At 52.0% G+C, this 19,437-nt stretch carries 17 protein-coding genes; 5 read left to right on the top strand and 12 right to left on the bottom strand.

The features are described 5' to 3' along the window. Positions 1-123: 123 nt before the first annotated feature. Entirely contained in the window at positions 124-876 is a 753-nt protein-coding gene (locus ACLB09_RS14225) for an SDR family NAD(P)-dependent oxidoreductase (protein WP_410770488.1), read from the top strand. Positions 877-996: 120 nt separating this feature from the next. Here the strand turns inward: ACLB09_RS14225 and ACLB09_RS14220 are convergent, their stop codons facing one another. From ACLB09_RS14220 to ACLB09_RS14200, 5 genes are all read right to left on the bottom strand, one after another. Continuing rightward, positions 997-2,475: an MDR family MFS transporter gene (locus ACLB09_RS14220; protein WP_410770778.1), complete on the bottom strand. Its 1,479-nt coding sequence runs from the start codon at positions 2,473-2,475 to the stop codon at positions 997-999. A gap of 246 nt (positions 2,476-2,721) precedes the next feature. Then, on the bottom strand, positions 2,722-3,288 hold the full coding sequence (locus ACLB09_RS14215) for a TetR/AcrR family transcriptional regulator (RefSeq protein WP_410770487.1): 567 nt from the start codon (positions 3,286-3,288) through the stop codon (positions 2,722-2,724). A 194-nt stretch (positions 3,289-3,482) separates the two neighbouring features. After that, positions 3,483-4,460 carry an aldo/keto reductase gene (locus tag ACLB09_RS14210; RefSeq protein WP_410770486.1) on the bottom strand — a complete coding sequence of 326 codons (978 nt, stop codon included), beginning with the start codon at positions 4,458-4,460 and terminating at the stop codon, positions 3,483-3,485. A gap of 117 nt (positions 4,461-4,577) precedes the next feature. Beyond that, positions 4,578-4,958: a GyrI-like domain-containing protein gene (locus ACLB09_RS14205; protein WP_410770485.1), complete on the bottom strand. Its 381-nt coding sequence runs from the start codon at positions 4,956-4,958 to the stop codon at positions 4,578-4,580. 18 nt (positions 4,959-4,976) lie between these two features. Next, a complete protein-coding gene (locus ACLB09_RS14200; RefSeq protein WP_410770484.1) occupies positions 4,977-5,219 on the bottom strand; it encodes a hypothetical protein in 243 nt (80 codons plus the stop codon). 179 nt (positions 5,220-5,398) lie between these two features. Here ACLB09_RS14200 and ACLB09_RS14195 point away from each other — a divergent pair, with 179 nt between their 5' ends. Next, positions 5,399-5,638, top strand: a complete 240-nt coding sequence (locus ACLB09_RS14195) for a hypothetical protein (protein WP_410770483.1) — start codon at positions 5,399-5,401, stop codon at positions 5,636-5,638. Here the strand turns inward: ACLB09_RS14195 and ACLB09_RS14190 are convergent. Then, positions 5,610-6,713 carry a YeiH family protein gene (locus ACLB09_RS14190; protein ID WP_410770482.1) on the bottom strand — a complete coding sequence of 368 codons (1,104 nt, stop codon included), beginning with the start codon at positions 6,711-6,713 and terminating at the stop codon, positions 5,610-5,612. The genes ACLB09_RS14195 and ACLB09_RS14190 overlap by 29 nt on opposite strands. A gap of 179 nt (positions 6,714-6,892) precedes the next feature. On the opposite strand from ACLB09_RS14190, the gene ACLB09_RS14185 reads away from it, so the two are divergent. Then, positions 6,893-7,780, top strand: a complete 888-nt coding sequence (locus ACLB09_RS14185; RefSeq protein WP_410770481.1) for a LysR family transcriptional regulator — start codon at positions 6,893-6,895, stop codon at positions 7,778-7,780. A gap of 942 nt (positions 7,781-8,722) precedes the next feature. Here the strand turns inward: ACLB09_RS14185 and ACLB09_RS14180 are convergent. The 6 genes from ACLB09_RS14180 to ACLB09_RS14155 all read right to left on the bottom strand — a co-directional run bounded on the left by ACLB09_RS14180 (position 8,723) and on the right by ACLB09_RS14155 (position 16,934). Continuing rightward, positions 8,723-9,157 (bottom strand): ArsR/SmtB family transcription factor, encoded by a 435-nt coding sequence (locus ACLB09_RS14180; RefSeq protein ID WP_410770480.1) that lies wholly within the window; start codon positions 9,155-9,157, stop codon positions 8,723-8,725. A gap of 2 nt (positions 9,158-9,159) precedes the next feature. Next, positions 9,160-9,585 (bottom strand): SRPBCC family protein, encoded by a 426-nt coding sequence (locus ACLB09_RS14175; protein ID WP_410770479.1) that lies wholly within the window; start codon positions 9,583-9,585, stop codon positions 9,160-9,162. 207 nt (positions 9,586-9,792) lie between these two features. Further along, positions 9,793-11,913 (bottom strand): glycoside hydrolase family 36 protein, encoded by a 2,121-nt coding sequence (locus ACLB09_RS14170; RefSeq protein ID WP_410770478.1) that lies wholly within the window; start codon positions 11,911-11,913, stop codon positions 9,793-9,795. Between the two features lie 91 nt (positions 11,914-12,004). Beyond that, positions 12,005-13,324: an extracellular solute-binding protein gene (locus ACLB09_RS14165; protein WP_410770477.1), complete on the bottom strand. Its 1,320-nt coding sequence runs from the start codon at positions 13,322-13,324 to the stop codon at positions 12,005-12,007. Positions 13,325-13,462: 138 nt separating this feature from the next. Continuing rightward, positions 13,463-15,112, bottom strand: coding sequence for a response regulator (locus ACLB09_RS14160; protein WP_410770476.1), 1,650 nt, complete (start codon positions 15,110-15,112; stop codon positions 13,463-13,465). Continuing rightward, positions 15,105-16,934, bottom strand: coding sequence for a cache domain-containing sensor histidine kinase (locus ACLB09_RS14155; protein WP_410770475.1), 1,830 nt, complete (start codon positions 16,932-16,934; stop codon positions 15,105-15,107). Before ACLB09_RS14155 ends, ACLB09_RS14160 begins: the two co-directional genes overlap by 8 nt. 208 nt (positions 16,935-17,142) lie before the next feature. On the opposite strand from ACLB09_RS14155, the gene ACLB09_RS14150 reads away from it, so the two are divergent. Then, the gene (locus ACLB09_RS14150) at positions 17,143-18,030 is read left to right on the top strand and encodes a carbohydrate ABC transporter permease (protein ID WP_410770474.1); all 888 of its coding nucleotides are present in this window, start codon (positions 17,143-17,145) and stop codon (positions 18,028-18,030) included. Then, on the top strand, positions 18,030-18,860 hold the full coding sequence (locus tag ACLB09_RS14145) for a carbohydrate ABC transporter permease (protein ID WP_410770473.1): 831 nt from the start codon (positions 18,030-18,032) through the stop codon (positions 18,858-18,860). The genes ACLB09_RS14150 and ACLB09_RS14145 overlap by 1 nt, the downstream gene beginning before the upstream one ends. The last annotated feature ends 577 nt before the right edge of the window (positions 18,861-19,437 follow it).

The following is a 19,437-nucleotide window of genomic DNA, read 5'->3' as shown; positions in this document are numbered from 1 at the left end:
AGACTGTACAGAATTCAAGAAAATTTTAGTTAAAATAATCCTTTTTGGCGGGAAACGATGATATATTTGTCCTTGTGTATTTAAAAGCAAGGCTATTTAGAAGTCAAAGGAGACCACTTTCTTATGATCAGCAACAATGATTCGCATCCTAAGGTCGCCTTGATTACCGGCGCCAGCCGGGGAATCGGCAAAGCGATCGCACTGGAGCTCGCCAAGGCGGGACACCACTTGTTCATCAACTATTTCGGAGATGACAAGGAAGCCGCGGATGTTCAACGCCAGGCGGAATCCCATGGAATCCGGGCGGAAATTTACAGCGCCGATGTCAGTGACCCGGATCAGGTTCAGGCCATGTTTACCGCTGTCGACAGCGTCTTCGGCCGATTGGATATCCTGGTCAACAATGCGGGGATCGCCCAAACCGTCAGCCTTACGGAGATGACGAACGAACAATGGGACCGGATGATTAAAATCCATCTTTACGGCGCCTTCTACACCTCGCGCGAAGCCGCCCGCCGGATGACGGCACAGAAATCCGGCAAAATCATCAATGTCACCTCGGACCTCGCCAGCCAAGGCGCGGCCGACTTGTCGCATTATGCGGCAGCCAAAGGCGGAGTAACCGCCTTTACCAAATCGCTGGCGCGGGAGCTCGCCCCCCATGTGCTGGTAAATGCCGTCGCGCCGGGCGGTACGTTCACCGATGTCCGCTCTTCCCTGGAAGAAAGCGACAAAAACGATGCCCGCTATTTGCTCGGAAGGCTCGCCTTTCCGCAAGAAATCGCCAAGTCGGTGCTCTTTCTCGCCTCGGATGATGCCAATATCTACACAGGGCAGATCCTTGGCGCCAATGGCGGCAGCGTAATGAACGGCTAATCCGGCGGAAAGGATCTCGCCCTGCCCCTTCACGCTGATCGGCCCGGTATGCCGCCTGAAATTCAAAAACCCGATACGCATCGCCATGCTAGGGCGTGCCTATCGGGTTTTTTGTTATTTTTACTGCTGAGGTTGAGGTTTAGGCTGCGGCTCGGTCGGATGATACTCGATCGGAGCCTGCGTCCGGCGAAGGAACAAACCGAGCAGGAGCGCAATCAGACCTACGAACATCGAAATCGTAAACGCATCATGAAGCCCGGCGACCAAAGCGTTCGGCTTTTCCGCCAGATCTTCGGGATTGGCTAAGCCTTGCAAATAACGGGACTGGCCGGAAGAATAAATGCTGATAAACAGTGCCGTACCGATCGCCCCGGACACCTGTTGCAGCGTATTCATGATGGCAGTACCGTGCGGATACATCCGCGGCGGAAGCTGGTTCAGCCCCGTCGTTTGCCCCGGCATCATCACTAGAGAGATACCGATGAGCAGGCTAATATGCAGCGTAATCACCGTACCGACCGGCGTGGTAGTCGTTAAGTCTCTCATGAACCACAATGTTCCGATAACAATGATCAAACCGGGTACGATCAGCGCTCTTGGGCCGAATTTATCGAATAACCGCCCCGCAACCGGCGACATCAGGCCGTTGATCACACCGCCCGGCAGCAGGACGAGGCCCGCCACGAACGGAGTCAGCAGCAGCGCCCCCTGCAAATACATCGGCAGCAGGATCAGCGTGGAGAACAGCGTCATCATCATGACCATCAGCAACGCAGCGGCAAGCGCGAACATCGGATACTTGAATACCCGTACATCCAGGGTCGGTTCTTTGACCGACAACTGCCGCCATACAAACAAGGCCAGTGCGACAAAGCCCGCGATCAGACAAGTGTAAACAACCGGATCGGACCAGCCTTCCCCTTCCCCGGCATGACTGAAGCCATAGACGATACCGCCAAAGCCGACCGTGGACAGCAGAATCGAAATCAGATCCACTTTAGGTCTGGAAAGCTCGGATACATTCCGCAAATAAACGGCGGCAAAAACAATCGAAAATACGGCTAAAGGAATGACGAAGAAGAACAGCCAGCGCCAATTCAGCGCATCAAGGATCAAACCGGACAGCGTCGGGCCGATCGCAGGACCGAACATGATGACGAGGCCGATGGTCCCCATCGCCGCGCCTCTTTTTTCCGGGGGATAGATCGTAAGGATTGTATTCATCATGACCGGAAGCAACAGCCCTGTTCCGACGGCTTGAATAATCCGTCCCGTCAGCAGAACGCCGAAAGAAGGAGCAATGCCGCACACGATCGTGCCGACCAAAAATAAAATCATGGCCGACAGGAACATTTGCCTGGTGGTAAACCATTGTATCAGTAAGGCGGTAATCGGGACGAGAATGCCGATCACCAGCATGTAAACGGTAGATAACCATTGAATGGTTGAAGGGCTAACGTGCAGTTCGCCCATGAGATCGGTGTAAGCGACGTTCAACAGGGTCTCGTTCAGAATCGAGACGAACGCGCCGATAATAAGCGCAATCGTGATCGGAAGCCTTCGGATCCCCTGGGGTTGGGCGGAATGATCCGCGCCCATTGAACCAATATTCATATTATTATTTCCTCCAGACTTATCCAGGATATATTTTTCTATCTATAAGTAGTCTCTATGTGAACAAGGCCAACCGTCCTCCATCAGTCAGAGGATTAGCATCGGCCTTGGCATATTAGTATTAGTTCGAACAAATATACTAGACCGTTCTATATATAAAATTTAAAATAATAGAGCTTTATTATAGAAGCTAGTGAAAGGGACTATCCTCCTCTGCTCCAAATTGGAACGCTATCTCCGGAACAATCTCGGCACCATTTCCGAAGCAATCCGCAACGGATCGCTGCTTTTTTGAGTCAAGCTCATAATAACCGAGCCTTCTATGATCGCGTTGATCATCACCGACAGCTCACGTGCCTCTTCCGTCGAATAACCGGCGGGCGCAAATTTCTTTTGAAACTCGGCACCCCAGCACTCATAGGCGCTGCTGCAAGCCTGGCGGATCGTTTCGTTGCATTTGGCCGTTTCATGGGCGATAATGCCGATCGGTACCCCTAAGGCCTCCCCTTGTTCAAACTGATCTTTCAAAAGCGCAAACATGCTCCGAACCGCTTCAACCGGATCGGAAACGGATTGAAACACGTCTTGAAGCTTCACTCGAGCCAGGTCCTGCGTGTACTGAATGGCTTCGCAAGCGAGTTGTTCCTTTCCTTCGGGAAAATGATAATAAAGCGAGCCCTTGGGAGCCCCGCTGAGTTGAGTGATCTGATTCAGCCCGGTGGCATTGTAGCCTTGATTCGAGAGCAGCTTGGCCGTCGTCTCAATCAGGGTTTTACGGGTAAGATTCTGGTTTGGCATATCACTAACCTCGCGTCTCATCATAAATTAAACCAATCGGTCTATATAATTTATTTCAAATTTGATGCACTGTCAAGAACAATAATCGGGCAAGAGTCGTGTCTGCATGCCAATCGGAAATGAAACAGCCGACCCGGTTCTCCTTATGGACGAACCAAATCGGCTGATAGAAATTCGTTAAGTGCTATGCAAAATTACCAGGCGTAAGCCTTCGGCGCCTCTCCGCCGGGCCCCGGGAAAATCTCATCCAGCGCCTTCAGCGTGTCTTCGCTTAGCTCCACTTCGACGACGCGTAGCGTATCTTCAAATTGTTGAAGCGTACGCGGCCCGATGATTGGCGCGGTAACCGCCGGATTAGCCAGCGTCCAGGCCAGCGCCACGGTCGCTTCCGACTCGCCGAGCTCTTTGCAAAGCGCGGTGAACCGCTCCAGCTGCGGGCGCAGCTTCTCCAGGCGCTCGCCCTGCTTTGCGGTCCGCGAGCCCGGCTGCGGGTTCCAGTTGCCGCCGAGGAGACCTCCGTCCAGCGGACTCCACGGAATGACGCCGATGCCAAGATCCTCGGCGGCCGGCAAGACCTCCAGCTCCGGCAACCGGCAGAGCAGGCTGTATTTATGCTGCTCGGAGACAAGTCCCAGCAGGCCATGATCTTTTGCTTCGTATTGAGCTTTGACCAAATCGCGTCCGGCAAAATTACTGGCGCCGACATAACCGATCTTGCCTTGTTTTAACGCAATGTCGAAGGCGTTCCACAATTCATCCCAGGATGCGCTCCGGTCCACGTGATGCATCTGGTACAGCTCGATATGATCGGTTTGCAGGCGACGCAGCGAATCCTCCAGATGACGGCGGATTTTATAGGCGGACAATCCGGGTCCCTCGTTCGGGTCCACGTTCAGATCGCCCATTCCTCCGTATACCTTCGTAGCGAGTACGACCTTTTCCCTTCTTCCGCCGCCCTGGGCAAACCAGCGTCCGATGATTTCCTCGGTCCAGCCCCGGTGCGGCGTTCCGCCGTAAACGTTGGCCGTATCAAAAAAATTCACCCCGGCATCCAGCGCCGCGTCCATAATTTTGAACGCTTCCCGTTCCTCCGTGCTCGGTCCGAAATTCATCGTCCCCAAGCACAATCGGCTGACATTCAAGCCGCTTCTTCCCAATTTCGCGTACTTCATTGCAACAACCTCCTCGATATATGATGGCTGGCATAACTGAAGCAGACTGCCCTTCCATTATATACCTCGCAGAGGTCGTGGACAAAATATCCGGTTGCGATAGGGGGCTTTTGAGCACTATTTTACCGGTTGACGTAGTATCGTTCTCAGCTTGTCCGGGGCGGTCTTGCGATAATCGCTCAAGTAAATTTCGTGATGCTTCCCGGTCGGAGTAAAACCCCGCTCCTCAATATAGCTATGGATTTGTGCCAGCGTTCTAGGCTCGTCGGCAAATGGACCCTGATGAAGCATCTGTACGCAGGAGCCTTCCTCCATATTTTCAAAAGCCACTTGATGCAATTTCACGGAAGTACCCGGAGAGGTCTGGCCGAGCTTGGCCAACGCCAGATTCCTCGCCTTCTCAACAGCCTCAGCCGTTACATAGTCAGGTTGGCGGATCAACAACTTCCAGTGCCATTCCTCTCTGGGGACAGCCAGCGCATCCTTAAAGGAATCCACTTTACTCTCGACCCACCACTAACCTTCCAGTTTAGCTACGACAAAGTCTTCTCCCGTCTGCTTGTAAATTCCTTTAATGCCATAGGCCAGCTTGTACAAAGACTCCGTTGCGGTTGCAAAAGCCTTGCTGTCAGGTGAACCGTATCCGGTCAAAGCGAGGTAATTATAGGGTGGCAGCGTGAGATATTCGGGATGGCGTGCGGCGGTATAATAGGCGGTGTCGGCCTTGGTTAAATCCAGTTTTCCGGTTTGCTGTTTCATTCGAAGTGACCTCCTTGGCAGTTTTAAGTTAAAGATACCCCCATCTTAAAGGAAAGACCCTGACAGCAGCCTGTCAGGGTTTTCCGCTCAAAATCTATATCTCTTGAGTTTCCCAAATTATGGACAAATTCGTGTAAAATATCGATTAGAAGCAATTCATTAGTAGGTGGGTGAATTCCGTGAAAAAGTTAAAATTATATGCAGTAAAGATTCTGGTGTTTCTGTCCTTGTTCAGGATCCTGTTGTTCTTAATGCAAAAGATTTTCGGCTATATCCGGCTTCCGGATGACTACGAGCTCATTATTCAATTAGGCGCATCCGGAATTATGGTCTTATTGGTACTGTTGCTTACAAGTTTTTTAACCCGAAATGATGATGATGATGAAGTGTTTACGCAAGCCCGAAAAGATGGACAGTAATCATTCCCAGCCCGGACAACACCAGCGAGCCGATCAGCCCTGCCCAGAACGGGCGGATGCCTAAACGGCGGAACGCCGCGAAGTCCACGCCAAGCCCCAATCCGGCCATCGCCATGGCGATAAGGAGATAGGCGGCTTCGACAAGATAGGCCGAGAGCTGTTGCGGAACAATTCCAAGGGTATTTACCCCGCTCATGAGGAGAAAGCCAAGAATAAACCAGGGGATCGGGATGGAACGGAATCCCCGGTTTTGGTTGTGATTCGAAGGATCCGACAAATCCGGCTGGTTCAATGAATCCGCAGACATGGCTTCTCTCCCCCGCCGTCTTCTTTGCACCCAAGCGCCCACTAATAGCGCCACAGGGACAAGCATCGCTACCCGCGTCAGCTTCACTACGACCGCCAGGTCGACAGCTTCTTTTCCGCCAGGGGCTGCCGCCGCGATCACATGCGCAATTTCATGCAGCGTGGCCCCCGAAAATACCCCATAGCCTTCCGGCGTAAGTCCGAAAAACGGATATAGCAAGGTATACGCCAAAGTAAAAATCGTCCCCAGAATCGCTACGATAGCCGCACCTATCGCGGTCTCTTCATCCCCCGCTTCCACCTGCGGCGCAATCGCTACCACCGCTGCCGCCCCGCAGATGGCGGTACCGCAAGCAGTCAGCATGCTTAATTTTGAGTCTACTTTCAATAGTGAGGCAATACCGTAAACGACAACCAGGGTTACTGTAATATGAATCAGAGCTATCATGAGGACGCGCGGCCCGGCTTGAACCATGTCTCCCAAATTTAACCGCATCCCGAGGAGAATAATGCCGAAGCGAAGCAATTTTTTGCTTGAGAACGTTATGCCGCTTACGGCGGGGGCAGGCACGCCAAATATCGCCCGCCAGACCATGCCAAGAATCATGGCGATCACTAGCTGCCCCATGACATTCAAGAACGGAAGAATCGCCATGTATTTGGCTGTAACCGCAAGCAGCAAGGTTAGGCCGAGGCCTTGCACAAAACCGAATTTTTGCCTCCGCTTGTACGGTCGTGCCTTAATCTGTGTCTGTACCGTTTGTGCCATGTCATTCACTCCAAACCTGTTGTTAGAAAGGAACCGCGCGGCCTCACGTTCATGTTATCTCCCGTCGGACGGAAAGTGAAATAGTAATCTGCTATTTCTATCATCAGAAATACTAATGATTGGATTGTTGCGCTTACGGGATCGGGGATACAATGGAATCAGAGAGGGAGTGAAGAAGCTTGATCGTGGAAACACTTCGCGTATTTGTTACGGTGGCCGAGCAAAGCCATTTTTCGCGGGCGGCAGAGATGCTTAATCTGTCTCAGCCCGGAGTTAGTCTGCATATCCGCAATCTTGAAAATGAATTCGGAGTCCAACTGCTGAACCGTTCCCCCAAACATGTGAATCTGACGGAGGAGGGCCAGATTCTGTACCGCCAGGCGAAGCAAATTCTGGCGCTGTACGAAGAGGCAAAACAGGAAATCCGGCTGCTTCATGAAATTGTGACCGGCTCCATTCACATCGGTGCCAGCTTTACGATCGGAGAGTATATTTTGCCGCGTCTGCTGGCGGAGTTTGCCACGGCCTACCCGGAGGTGGAGCTTCAAGTAACGATTGGCAATACGGAAGAGATCACCCGGGGCGTCCGGCTGAACGAGCTCGATCTTGGCCTGGTGGAGGGTGAAGTTCCCGATCAGTCCGATATGCGGGTTACGCCTTACATGAAGGATGAAATGATCGTGGTAGCCGCTCCGGATCACCCTTTAGCCTCACTTCGGCGAGCAGAATACTCCGGCCTGCAAAACCTGGTGTGGATCTTGCGCGAAAACGGCTCCGGCACACGCGCATTCAGCGACCATTTTCTGCAGGAGTGCAGGCTCGCCGTGAAGCAGTCTTATGTCTTCAACAGCAGCCAAGGCGTAAAAGAGGCGGTCGCCGCCGGTCTCGGCGTAGCACTGCTCTCCCGCTGGGTCGTCCGCAAGGAACTCGCCAGCGGCGAACTGCTCGAAATCGAATCCGGCGGCACAACATTGCAGCGCGATTTCTCCCTGATTCGAAACAAACATGCCTCCCCCACCTTAGCCGTGGACATGTTCCTTCAAAAGCTGTTGGAGGTTCACCAGTAGCCGGGGTTTTAATGCTTACGCCTGCATGTGAGATTGGCTTTAGTAATTGGTGTCCGCGAACGGCGTTAGTGATTAGTATGAATGATTAGCATGAGCATGTTTGTTTGGATTCCGTAGGAAGCAAAATGGCCGATGGGGCTGCAAGGGTTCTTTATGAAGTAACTTTGGCGGAGATAGGGAGAGTGGATAGCAAGTGTTGTTATGCATATGGGGAATGGTTGAGGGAAGAGAGGGAAGATAAGTTATATAGGATAGCTAGGTGAGTTTGGTGAGTTTGGTGAGTTTGGTGAGTTTGGTGAGTTTGGTGAGTTTGGTGAGTTGGGTTGGTGGGTTGAGTGGGTTGAGTGGGTTGAGTGGGTTGAGTGGGTTGAGTGGGTTGAGTGGGTTGAGTGGGTTGAGTGGGTTGAGTTGGTAAGTTGAGTTAGTGGGTTGAGTTAGTTGAGTGCGTTGGGTGAGTTTGGTGAGTTTGGTGAGTTGGGTTGGTGGGTTGAGTGGGTTGAGTGGGTTGAGTGGGTTGAGTGGGTTGAGTGGGTTGAGTGGGTTGAGTGGGTTGAGTGGGTTGAGTGGGTTGAGTGGGTTGAGTGGGTTGAGTGGGTTGAGTGCGTTGAGTGGGTTGAGGTGAGTAAAGTTTTTTTGGACTGTCGGTGCTGGTTTCTTAAAAAGCAATGCTCGCACTAGGCTACTGTGGGGTGCATGGAGTTAACTGGAATTCCTGCAGTTAATTTCTCGCTTAACGTTAAAATACAAAAAATAACTGGAAAAACTCCAGTTATTTTTTTCTATCTATTACTTTTTCGCCGTTTTACGTTGAAAATGAAAAAATTAGCTGTAGGTTTTCCAGTTAAATTGGTAATTTGGCCGATTTCGAAGAAATTAGCTGTAGGTTTTCCAGTTAATTCGCTGGAATAACGCTCAGATGAGGCGCTACTCCTGTTTTTCCCGTCAATCCTCGTGGCCCGGCGGCGAGGACGATTGCTGCGGCAAGGTTGATTGCTGTGCCGATCCGGCCAGGCGGAGGGGTTCCTCCGCAGCAGCCGATGTACCGGTGTCCGGGCTGGATTCAACATAGTGCTTCAGCATGGAGAGCTTGTTCTCCCAGAAGCGGTCGAAGTAAGCCAGCCAACGCTTCAGCTCGAGCAGCGGATCGGCGTCCAGCCGGTAGCGCGTTTCCCGGCCGACCTTCCGTTCCCGGACCAGTCCGGCATCGGAGAGGATGCGCAGATGCTTGGAGACGGCGGTTCGGCTCATCGGAAAGTGGCCGGTCAGGTCTTTCAACGGCAGCTCGCGGTCGCCGAGCAAACCCAGAAGCTCGCGCCGGGTCGGGTCCGCGACCGCCTGAAAGACATCTTGTTTCGGCGCGGTGGCCGTGGACGTCATCGTTAACCTCCGACGTAGGCGGACAGCTTGTTAACCAGTCCGGCCCAGCCTTGGTCCATCCGGCCGCGGACAATGTCATGGGGCTCGCCGAACTCCGTCACTTGAGCCGCGGTCCAGCCGCCGTGGATGAGCGTAAACTCGATCTGCCCCTCTTTTTCCACCAATTCAAAGGTCAGCGTCCAATCTTTACCCCAATTAAAAGACAATCGGTTCGGCGGATCCACCAACGTTACTTTGCACGGGGATTGCCCGAAAGGTCCCGCCTGCAAATGAAATTCATGTCCCACCACCGGCTGCAGATCATTCGGCATAAACCAAGCCGATAATCCCTCCGCCGTAGCGACGGCCTCCCAAACCTTCTCTGCCGTGGCATGCAATAAAATGGTATGCCGGATATCCGGCAGCGTTTCATTCATCTTATCTTCCATATTCCATCATTCTCCTCTTCATTAGGAAACCTTATGGTTTCATTTTCAAGCATGTTGTTATTATATGAAACCAAACGGTTTCCTGTCAACTGGAATTAAGGGCCGTACTCCCCCTTAGGGTGTGAATACGGCCCTTCCTTCATTCCAATAAGTCATGGTTTTCTAAACCCGCGCTGGGGAGATGAGGTCAAATGCTATTGCGCTCCGTTATTCCCCCACGGTAATCTCGTACAATCTTGCAGTTTTCTCGGCCGGCAAGACGACCTTCAGCTCCCCGTCTTCGGCGTTCCAGAGACAATCGCCCGCAAAATCCCGCGGATAGGCGCGGCGCACTTGAAGCGGCTTGCCCTTCAACCAGTCCAGCTGGATGGTAGTCTCCGCCGGCTCGTTCGCACGGCCCGCCTCCGCAGCCCGTACCCGCCAGACGGCCAAGTATACGCGGTTGTCCTTGCGAAGTCCAAGGCTTATCCATTCGTCCTGCTGGGTCGGCAGACCGAGCGGCCAAAACGGCAACGCCTCCGGAATATCATGACGGATCGTCTTGTAGTAATCCAGCGCTTCCTTGACCAGTTCCCGGCGGCGCGGGCTCAGTTCGGCGAGATGTCCGCTCTGGTGTACGCGAAGCAGCAGCGCGTTCACCATATTGAACACAACCTCTTCGTCATCGCCCTCTCGCAGCGGATACGACCAGATCGCCGACTGCTCCGGCGTCAGAGCCGATGGTGAAGCCGCCGCGATAGCCGCATAGTTCACGTAGTCTTCCTGATCACTCGTGGACTGGATGCTGTGCCGGCTGAGCATGGCATAGTCCATCCGCATCCCGCCGCTGGAGCAGTTCTCGATAACCAACTCCGGGTATCTGGCAAAAATCCCGTCCAGCCACTGCAGATAAGCCCGGTTATGCTGGAGGAGCCCGTCCCCGAAGCTGTCGGCATCCCGTTCCGTCCCGATTCCGGCATTAATGTTGTAGTCCATCTTAATGTAGCCGACTCCATAATCCTCAACCAAACGGCGGATCACTTCCGTCGCATGCTGTATCACCTTCGGATTGCGGTAATCCAGTTGATAGCGGCTGCGGTCCTTAACCCGTTTGCCATGACGCATGAAGAACCAGCTATCGTCCGTATCCTTCAGCTTCGGACTATTGATGCCCATGACTTCCAGCTCCAGCCAAAGGCCGGGGATCATCCCTTTGCTGCGGATGTAGCCGAGGACATATTTTATCCCTTCCGGGAAACGTTCCTCCGACGGCAGCCATTCGCCCACGCCGTCCCACCACTCGCCCGGCGCGTACCAGCCGGCATCGATGCAGAAATACTCGCTCCCTATTTCCGCGGCCGCATCGATCAGCGGGATCAGCTTGGCCGTGGTCGGACTACCCCAGAGGCAGTTCATGTAATCATTAAATATAACCCGCAACTTGCGGTTATCTTCATTGGGCCGGCGGATCACCCGGCGGTATCGGGTCAGCGCCCCGATGGCGTCATCGAAGTCCCCGTTAACCGAACCGACCGCGGCCGGAACGGAAACGAACTCTTCGCCGGGCTCAAGCTGCACCCACCAGTGATTGTCATGCTCGGTCGGACCGCTGACCAGCAATGCGAGATGATCATTCTGGTCGATAATCTCCCAATGCCAGGACCCGTTATGCTCGATCTGCCAGAACAGGACGCTTCCCGCCTCCTCATTCTCCAGCACCGCCATCGGAATATGCTCGGCCGCGGACCAGGAGCCGGTATTGCTGCAGGAGATCCGCTTGGAAGTCCGGTCGGTCAAATGGGAAAGCCCGAGCTCCGGCAGACGGTAGGATCTCCACTGCAATTCGCTCTGCCAGCCCGTATGAGGAATGAACAAGTTCATTTTGTCATCCCGGGACATTTCACCCTCTTTATCGATCCCGGTCAAAGCGAACGTGGAAACATACTCCACGCCCAGTGCTTCCGTTCCGCCGTTGCTCAATACCACCCAGATGCGTGTCACCGGAATCCCGTCATAAAATTGAACATGCTGCACCGCCCGGAGGTCTGTATCGGGGTCCTTCAGGGCAATTTCCAGCTTGCGGCCAAGCCCGTTCCGGGAATCTTCATGACCGTCATACCGCATCCGCAGACCGGGATACGTCGCCCGGTGCGTTCTCCCGTGATACTCCGCCCGGTCCTCGCCGGTAAGCTGCAGTTCCATCAGGCGAAAACCTTGTTTTTGCGTTTCGCTTACCGACTCCTCCTCATAGGGCTTGGCACCGAAATGAAGCAGCCGTACGTCCTTTTCGCTTGTCACTTCGAAAATAAAATGAATTCCATTTTCCGCAAAATCGAATCTTTGGGACATTTTTAGATGCACCTGCCTTTTATCATCGTCATCGTTAAATAGACTTAACGCAGCACCGCCCGGTGCTGCGTTAAGAGTTTGCGGCCTTTAATTATTGGGCGGAACCGAGTTGTACCCAAGCTTGCTCAATTTCAGTTACGGCTTGGTCTTTATTTTTGCTGCCGCCAATGTAAGCTTGCATAATTTCACCGAATTTTTGATGGAACGTATCCAGCGAATAGTTGACGGACAGGTCGCCCGATGCTTCGTTTTTCAGGATTTCGTTCATTTGTTTCGGCATGTCGAGTTCCGGCATCGGAGCGTCCTTGATCGGAGGAATGACTTTCGCCACGCTGGAGAACCAGTTTTTCCCGTACTCGGAAGTATACAGCCAGTTGAAGAACTCGACGGTTTCTTTGACTACTTTGGAATCCTTATTGATCCGCAACGCCTGGTCGGCACCCGTGATGATTTGGGATTGTTCCGCTTTGTCGCTCACCGGGTAACCGGCAATGCCGAGTTCGAAGTCCGGCGTGATTTTCTTGATAGCTTCTTCGTCCCATGCACCCTTACCGTTCATAATTGCTGCCTTGCCTGAAGCAAAGTCACTCACTTGCGCGTTGCTGTCGCGTTCAAGCGGTTTATCCGTACCATGTTTTACTGTGGTGTCTACGTATGAGAAAAAGTTGTTGTACAGAACCGGGTAGTCTTTGATTTTTGCATCTCCGGCAATGAATTTGTCAACGAGCTCTTTAGGAGCTACGCCGGCATCCTGTGCCGCCGCATCAACAAAGTGTTGGAAAATATGTTTCCATACCCACCACTCTTTATACGCGTTGGCGAAAGGAATAGTTCCTTTGGCTTCCAGCTTGGCGATGGCATCGTCCATTTCAGCGGTTGTTTTCGGGAAAGAGGTAATCCCGGCTTCATCAAAAAGTTTCTTGTTGTAGATAATGGAGAACAGGTTGCCTTTAACCGGAAGGCCAAGCACTTTACCGTCGGAAGAACTCATATTGGCACGAACGGCATCGGTCATCGCTGCGGCCAACGGCTCATTGGTAAGATCGGCGCTGTATTCGGCATAGGTGTCGATGTCCCCGCCCGCGGTGGTTTGGAACACGTCCGGCGTACTTCCGGCGGCGATTCTCGATTTAAGTACCGTGTTATAGTCCGCTTGCATGATCTCGAGGTTGATCGTTACGTTTGGCTTCACTTTTTTGTATTCTTCGATGTAAGCATTAAACGCATCCGTGTACTCCGGAGAAGCCGTAAACATGTTGATGGTGACTTTCTTGTTGTCGTCGGCAGCCCCGTTGTTCGCCGCATTTCCTCCGTTGGCCCCTTCATTGGCACCATTGTTGCCGCCGCAAGCGGATAACAGTCCCATGATCAGGGTCAAGCTGAAAAGGGTAGCCCAAATCTTCTTTTTCATAAATGTAACCCCCGCTTTCTTGGTTGTGTTGTGCTAGTGGTCTTGCTTGCTATGGTCCTTATTCTAATGAAAAGGGTACAGGATAAAAATGTAGATAAGTGGTGAGTTAAGGGTAAAAAAGTGATGTTATGACATAGTTCACTTTTTAACCCCTTCCGCACGCTGACTTCTGTATTCGGACGGAGAGACGGAGTAATAGTTCCTGAAGGCTTTGCTGAAGTAATTCTTATCCTTGTAGCCGAGCATTTCCGAAATCTCCTGGATTTTCAGGGAAGAATCGTCCAGTAGCTGCTGGGCCTTGTCCATCCGCACTTTTTGCACATATTCATGGATTCCGTACCCGAACTGCTGCTTAAACAGCTTCATCAGATACTCCCGGCTAAGAAAATACTTCTCCGTAAACATGGAAATCTTGATATCTTCAAAATAGTGGTTATCGATATATTCTTTAATATCGTCCACATGAAAAGAGCGGTTTCCCGACATCGATTGGCGAATTTGCTCGTTGTAATATTCCAGTATCCGCATTAGGAGGTCTTCAAATTCATCGAAGGACGCAAAATCCGTTTTCAGATGAAAAGAGCGCAACGCCCGTTCTCCGCCGGAAGACGGCATTTTGTCGGCCGGGACGCCGAGTTCCAATGCCATGTCGTTAAAAAGCACGACGATTTCGCGGATCATGCGGTCCGCATCTCCCAGGCTGAAAAACTCGGAGGCTCTTACCTTTTTAACGAATTCGCCAAGCACCGTTTTGGCCTGATGGATATTTCCCGCTTCCAACGTACTTCGAAGCATCGGCAGCCTCCCGGTCAAGGAATGAATGTCCCGGGTCGGCTGCTTGTCCTGCGTTCCGATGACCGCCTTCCCCGTAAGTTTCAACAAATCAACCGAATGGACCGACAAACTGGCGGCCTCATAAGAATCCGACAGCTCCAAAGCATTCATGCAAGAAGCGCCGACGCCCCCTGCGCAGATAATGCCGAACAACGAGCTCAAGGTCGATACGACCTTCTTCATCAATTGTTCCGAGCGAAACATCAGCTCCTGAGGATAGCCGCCGTGTGAGGTGTAAACAGCAATGACCTCCCGCTCCTGCTTCGGGTTAGCAAAACTGAAACACTGAAGGCCCCCGTCGGACATCTCGTTGATTACGTTCGCCACGGCAAAATACAACAGTTCCGTATCGGAGTTGAAGCGGCTGTCGCGGATCGACTCCATGTTGAGGATCCGGAACACCAATACGCCATAGCGAAGGCTGCCGTCATCCGCGCCGATCAGGGACAGAAACGCACTATTGTTCTGCTTTTTGAAACTGCGCTCCAAGATCGACAGATATATTTTTTCCTTCAGCTTAGGCAATGACATGTTGTAGGCAATATTGCGGGTGATCGACTCGCTGCGGATTTGGCGCTTCGCCTCCAGCAGTCCGATCGCTTTACGCAGCGCCTGGTTTAGGTCCTGACGGTTAATCGGCTTCAACAAATAATCAATCACCTTGGAGTGAATTGCCTGACGGGTAAATTCGAAATCGTTATATCCGCTAATCACAATCGTCAACAACTCCGGGTATTCCGTCTCCACTATTTTCAAGAATTCCACGCCGTTCATTTCCGGCATTTTCATGTCCACCATGACCAAATCCGGCTTGTGCAGCTTCAGCATCTCCAGCCCGGATTTCCCGTCCGTCGCCTCAAGCACCTCATCAACCTGCAGACCTTCCCAATCGCCCAAAATGGTTATCGCTTCGCGCAGCGGCTCCTCGTCATCAATAATGAGCACTTTATACATGACTTTGGCCTCCCCGCGGAATCAACATTCTCATTCTAGTTCCGGTCTCCCCGCTTTGTATTTCTAGTCCGGCTTCTTCCCCATATAACAGCTTCAGCCGGGTGTTCAGATTCTTCAATCCGATGTTCTCCCCTTCCTGCTCCTCCCATTCCGTGCGGAATGACTCCAGAATCTCCTCCATGCGTGCGGGCGGTATGCCCGGACCGTTGTCTTCCACCATAATTACCGCCTGGGTCTCTTCCAATTCGGCTCTGATCTTGATCCTGATTCCTACCGATACCTTCTCTACGGCATGCTTGATCGAATTTTCAACCAGCGACTGGATCGACAGTTTCGGAATTTGGAGCTCCATCAGCGAGTCGTCCCATTCGAGGGTAACATCGAGCCGGCTGCCGAATCTTGCCTTTTGCAGAGCCAGATAACGATCGATATGCCCGAGCTCCTCCTTAGCGTATACGATGTCTTTCCCGCTTATGCAATATCGAAGCGTTAATGCCAAAGCATCGACCATATCGGCCACTTCGAAATCTCCGCTTTTCAGCGCCTTGGTCGAAATCGCCTGCAGGGCATTGTATAAGAAATGCGGGTTGATTTCCGCTTCCAACGCTTTCAGGATCGCGTTCTTTTCCACCAGCTTCATTTTGTACCGCTCATTGATCAGGTCATTCGTTCGGGTAACCATCCGGTTGAAATGCCGGGTCAAATAGGCGAGTTCGTCCCGTCCCTTGACCGGCGCCTCCACGTCAAACGTCCCTTCACTGAAACGTTTCATTTGATGGGACAACCTTTTGAGCGGCTGGGTGATGGCGTTGGCGATCAGCGTCACCAGAATGACGGAGATCACGAGAAACATCAATCCGATGAGATAGTTCAAATCCCGCGTTTTCCGCGCGGCTTCATAAATATTGCTGTAAGGGATCGGTTTAATCAGCTTCCATCCGTCCTGCTCGCCGACATTATAAACGATCAGGTACTTCTTTTTGTCCTCGGTCGTCCAGGTGATCGGTTCCTGCTCCTCCCGTTGTCCCAACCCGGTTAGCAAGTCCGCTTGCTTGAGGCGACGGTAGAACTCCAGATCGTCCAGGTGAAAAGGCACGTTGTCCGGATCAAGGAACAATAGGTGCTCTCCGTTTTCAAATGGAATGTCCTTCATGATCTCATCCTTCATCGAAGGCTTCAAATAGAATGAAATGACGGCCCGCGGCTCCTTGGAAGCGATGGAGCGGATCACGCGGTGATAAGCCATAAAGCCGGGATCGTCGATCGCCGAATAGCCCGTATTCTCGTTCGGGTCGGCAAAAGACTGATAAGACCGGTTGTTGGGGCTTGCCATGGCCTTTTTGTACCAGGACTGGTAAGGGATTTGGCCCTCATAACTTACCCTTACCTTAATATCGTAAGCCTCCTGGGTAATCGAATAATATTTGCCCTGACCGACCAGGTAAAGATATATGCTGTTTAAATCCTTCCGGGAATAAAAAAGGCTCCGCAAATAATCCTCCAGGTACATTTTGGCGGCGTAATCGTCTTCTTCATTCAAGATAGCCCGGATCAGTTCGTCATACCGGATCTGCGGCAGCGACAATTGCTCGATTCCGGCCAGATAATCCTCCAGGTTTTGATTAACCAGCTTTAAATTGTTGGCCGTACTGGACATGCTATTGTCGACGGATTCCTTTTGAATCATCTGATACGAAATGATGGTCAAAGATCCGACAACGAGGATAATTATCGTGGAAAAAAACAAAATAAGCTTATTGACCAGCCGTCTCGACATCCGGTCGATCAAGCTCCTTATTGCTCTTTTCAAGCGCTCAAGCATAGTTCTCATCCTTCGGAGGGAGGGCTTCCTGTTCACTCTTTTACAGTTCACCTTTTTACCCTTAACTGTTTTCTTAAATCCATTTAGGGCAGAATAGGCCCTGTTCTATAATACATTATAGACGTTGTTCAAAAAGTCAAATGAGGACTTGAGCATTCAGAAATCCAAGAGCGGTCGCCAAGATCGCTTGCGAAAAAAGAGGTGCATTATGTTGAAGCTAGGGAGAAAACGGGCCGAAAGACTGGAATTCGGAGCATTTACGCTTCCGATTCTGATTAGCGTCATCGCAGTGTTTTACTATCCGTTCATCATGACTATTCGTTACTCCCTGACCAAATGGAACGGGATTTCCAAACACCCGAAATTCGTCGGGCTGGATAACTTCAAGCAAATTTTTATGGGGGACGCCAACTTTACGAACGCTGCCTGGTTCACCGTGAAATATGCCATCCTTTATATCGTGCTTGTCAATGTGCTGGCCATTTTGCTGGCCCTCGTGCTGGACATGAAGCTGAAATCGACCAACTGGCTGAGAGCGGCATTCTTCATCCCGTACATCCTCAGTTTAGTTATCGTCGGTTTTATCTGGAAATTTATATTCATGCAAGGATTCGAATCGTTAGGGGAAAGCACCGGATGGGGAATTTTCCAGCTCAGTTGGCTAGGGAAGCCGGGTCTGGCCTTCATCTCAGTACTTCTGGTCTCGCTTTGGCAATCCATCGGTTTCTATCTGGTCATCTACATCGCCGGGTTACAATCGGTACCCGATGATTTGAAGGAAGCCGCCACCGTGGACGGTGCCGGACCGGTACGCCGGTTCTTCAATATCACCTTGCCGCTCTTGGCTCCTTCGATTACGATTTCCGTATTCATGGCGCTTACCAACTCGATCAAAGTGTTCGACGTCATTCTGTCGCTGACCGGCGGCGGCCCTGGCGGAACCACTTATTCCGTGGCTTACGATATTTACCGCGACACCTTCCAAAACAATTTGTACGGATACGGTACCGCGAAGGCGCTCATTCTGTTCGTAGCCGTGCTCATTATCACCGTCATTCAATTAACGATCTTCAAACGCAGGGAGGTTGAGGCCTAATGAAATCGAAAAAAACGGGACGAATCGTTCTGGAAGTCGTCATGGTCATTTTGTCCTTGATATTCCTGTATCCGTTATTCCTGACCATCATCAACTCCTTGAAAAGTTTCTCCGAGGTCATGACCGACGTAATCGCGCTTCCGAAAGCGCTGGCGTTCGAAAACTATACCTACGTATGGAAATTCATCAACTATCCGCGGCTGTTCTTGAATAACGCCGTGATTACGATTCTGGGTCTGGCGGGGATCGTCCTGATCTCCTCCATCGCCGCTTATAAGCTGGCACGGACAAAGTCAAAGGCAAGCTCACTCATCTATTTCCTGTGCATTATGCCGATGCTGATTCCGTTCCAGTCGATCATGCTGACCGTGCTGCAAATGGCGAAAAACCTGAATCTCTCCGACAGCACTTGGGGGCTTGGCATTTTGTACTGGGGCTTCGGCGCCCCGCTGGCCCTGTTCATCTACCACGGCTTCGTCAAAGGGATTCCGAAAGAAATCGACGAAAGCGCCACTATCGACGGCGCCTCCGGTTTCCGGCTGTTCTTCAGCGTCATCTTCCCGCTGCTGAAATCGGTGACGACTACGATCATCATCATCGACGTCATGTGGATCTGGAACGACTTCCTGCTCCCGCTCCTGATGGTCAACGGCTCGCCGGATACGAAGACACTGACCCTGGCCGCATACACCTTCGTCGGACAATACACCTCCGACTGGCAGTATGCCATGACCGCCATGGTAATGGCCGTGCTGCCTTCGATCATCGTCTTTATCTTCCTGCAAAAATACATCGTCAAAGGCGTAGTCGCCGGCGCGGTGAAAGGCTGATCCGGCTCGATCCGATCGAGTGGATCTAGTGGATCGGGGAAAGAAAACGACTCGCAAGCACTTCGGTGCTTGGCGGGCCGTTTTTTTGTTTCGGGTAGGGTCCAAACTTGCTCCTCCCCAGCGTGACCTTTGCAAAACCCGAGTATGGGCTATGGGCTCCCCCTGGTTCGGGTCCGGTGTTCCGACGCTAGCCCTTCAACTCTGCTAGGTGCGGAACGGTTAATTTGATGAGTACAGGTTGGTGCCGTGAGGAGGAAAAGCACTGATGGTGTTCGTTCTCGGTGGGGCTTGGGGGGTGGGGAGTTACTTCGATGCTCAGCGGGGCTCGGGAGTGGACGGTTACTTGAATGCTAAGTGGGGCTTGGGGGCGGAGAGTTACTTAGATGCTCGGCAGAGCTCGGGAGTGAAGAGTTACTGGAGGATCGCAGGGACTCAGGAGTGGACAGTTACTTGGATGTTCGCAGGGACTCAGGAGTGGACAGTTACTTGGATGTTCGCTGGGACTCGGGAGTGGACAGTTACTTGGATGTTCGCTGGAGCTCGGGAGTGGACAGTTACTTGGATGTTCGCTGGGACT

It is taken from the genome of Fontibacillus forbon, assembly GCF_046559655.1.
Taxonomy (GTDB): domain Bacteria; phylum Bacillota; class Bacilli; order Paenibacillales; family Paenibacillaceae; genus Fontibacillus.
This window is presented reverse-complemented; position numbering and strand designations above follow the sequence as displayed.

Coding starts and splice junctions, on each gene's coding strand:
- ACLB09_RS14225 (WP_410770488.1), top strand. CDS start 124: ATGATCAGCAACAATGATTCGCATCCTAAGGTCGCCTTGATTACCGGC.
- ACLB09_RS14220 (WP_410770778.1), bottom strand. CDS start 2,475: ATGGGCGCGGATCATTCCGCCCAACCCCAGGGGATCCGAAGGCTTCCG.
- ACLB09_RS14215 (WP_410770487.1), bottom strand. CDS start 3,288: ATGCCAAACCAGAATCTTACCCGTAAAACCCTGATTGAGACGACGGCC.
- ACLB09_RS14210 (WP_410770486.1), bottom strand. CDS start 4,460: ATGAAGTACGCGAAATTGGGAAGAAGCGGCTTGAATGTCAGCCGATTG.
- ACLB09_RS14200 (WP_410770484.1), bottom strand. CDS start 5,219: ATGAAACAGCAAACCGGAAAACTGGATTTAACCAAGGCCGACACCGCC.
- ACLB09_RS14190 (WP_410770482.1), bottom strand. CDS start 6,713: ATGGCACAAACGGTACAGACACAGATTAAGGCACGACCGTACAAGCGG.
- ACLB09_RS14180 (WP_410770480.1), bottom strand. CDS start 9,157: ATGACGTCCACGGCCACCGCGCCGAAACAAGATGTCTTTCAGGCGGTC.
- ACLB09_RS14175 (WP_410770479.1), bottom strand. CDS start 9,585: ATGGAAGATAAGATGAATGAAACGCTGCCGGATATCCGGCATACCATT.
- ACLB09_RS14170 (WP_410770478.1), bottom strand. CDS start 11,913: ATGTCCCAAAGATTCGATTTTGCGGAAAATGGAATTCATTTTATTTTC.
- ACLB09_RS14165 (WP_410770477.1), bottom strand. CDS start 13,324: ATGAAAAAGAAGATTTGGGCTACCCTTTTCAGCTTGACCCTGATCATG.
- ACLB09_RS14160 (WP_410770476.1), bottom strand. CDS start 15,112: ATGTATAAAGTGCTCATTATTGATGACGAGGAGCCGCTGCGCGAAGCG.
- ACLB09_RS14155 (WP_410770475.1), bottom strand. CDS start 16,934: ATGCTTGAGCGCTTGAAAAGAGCAATAAGGAGCTTGATCGACCGGATG.
- ACLB09_RS14150 (WP_410770474.1), top strand. CDS start 17,143: ATGTTGAAGCTAGGGAGAAAACGGGCCGAAAGACTGGAATTCGGAGCA.
- ACLB09_RS14145 (WP_410770473.1), top strand. CDS start 18,030: ATGAAATCGAAAAAAACGGGACGAATCGTTCTGGAAGTCGTCATGGTC.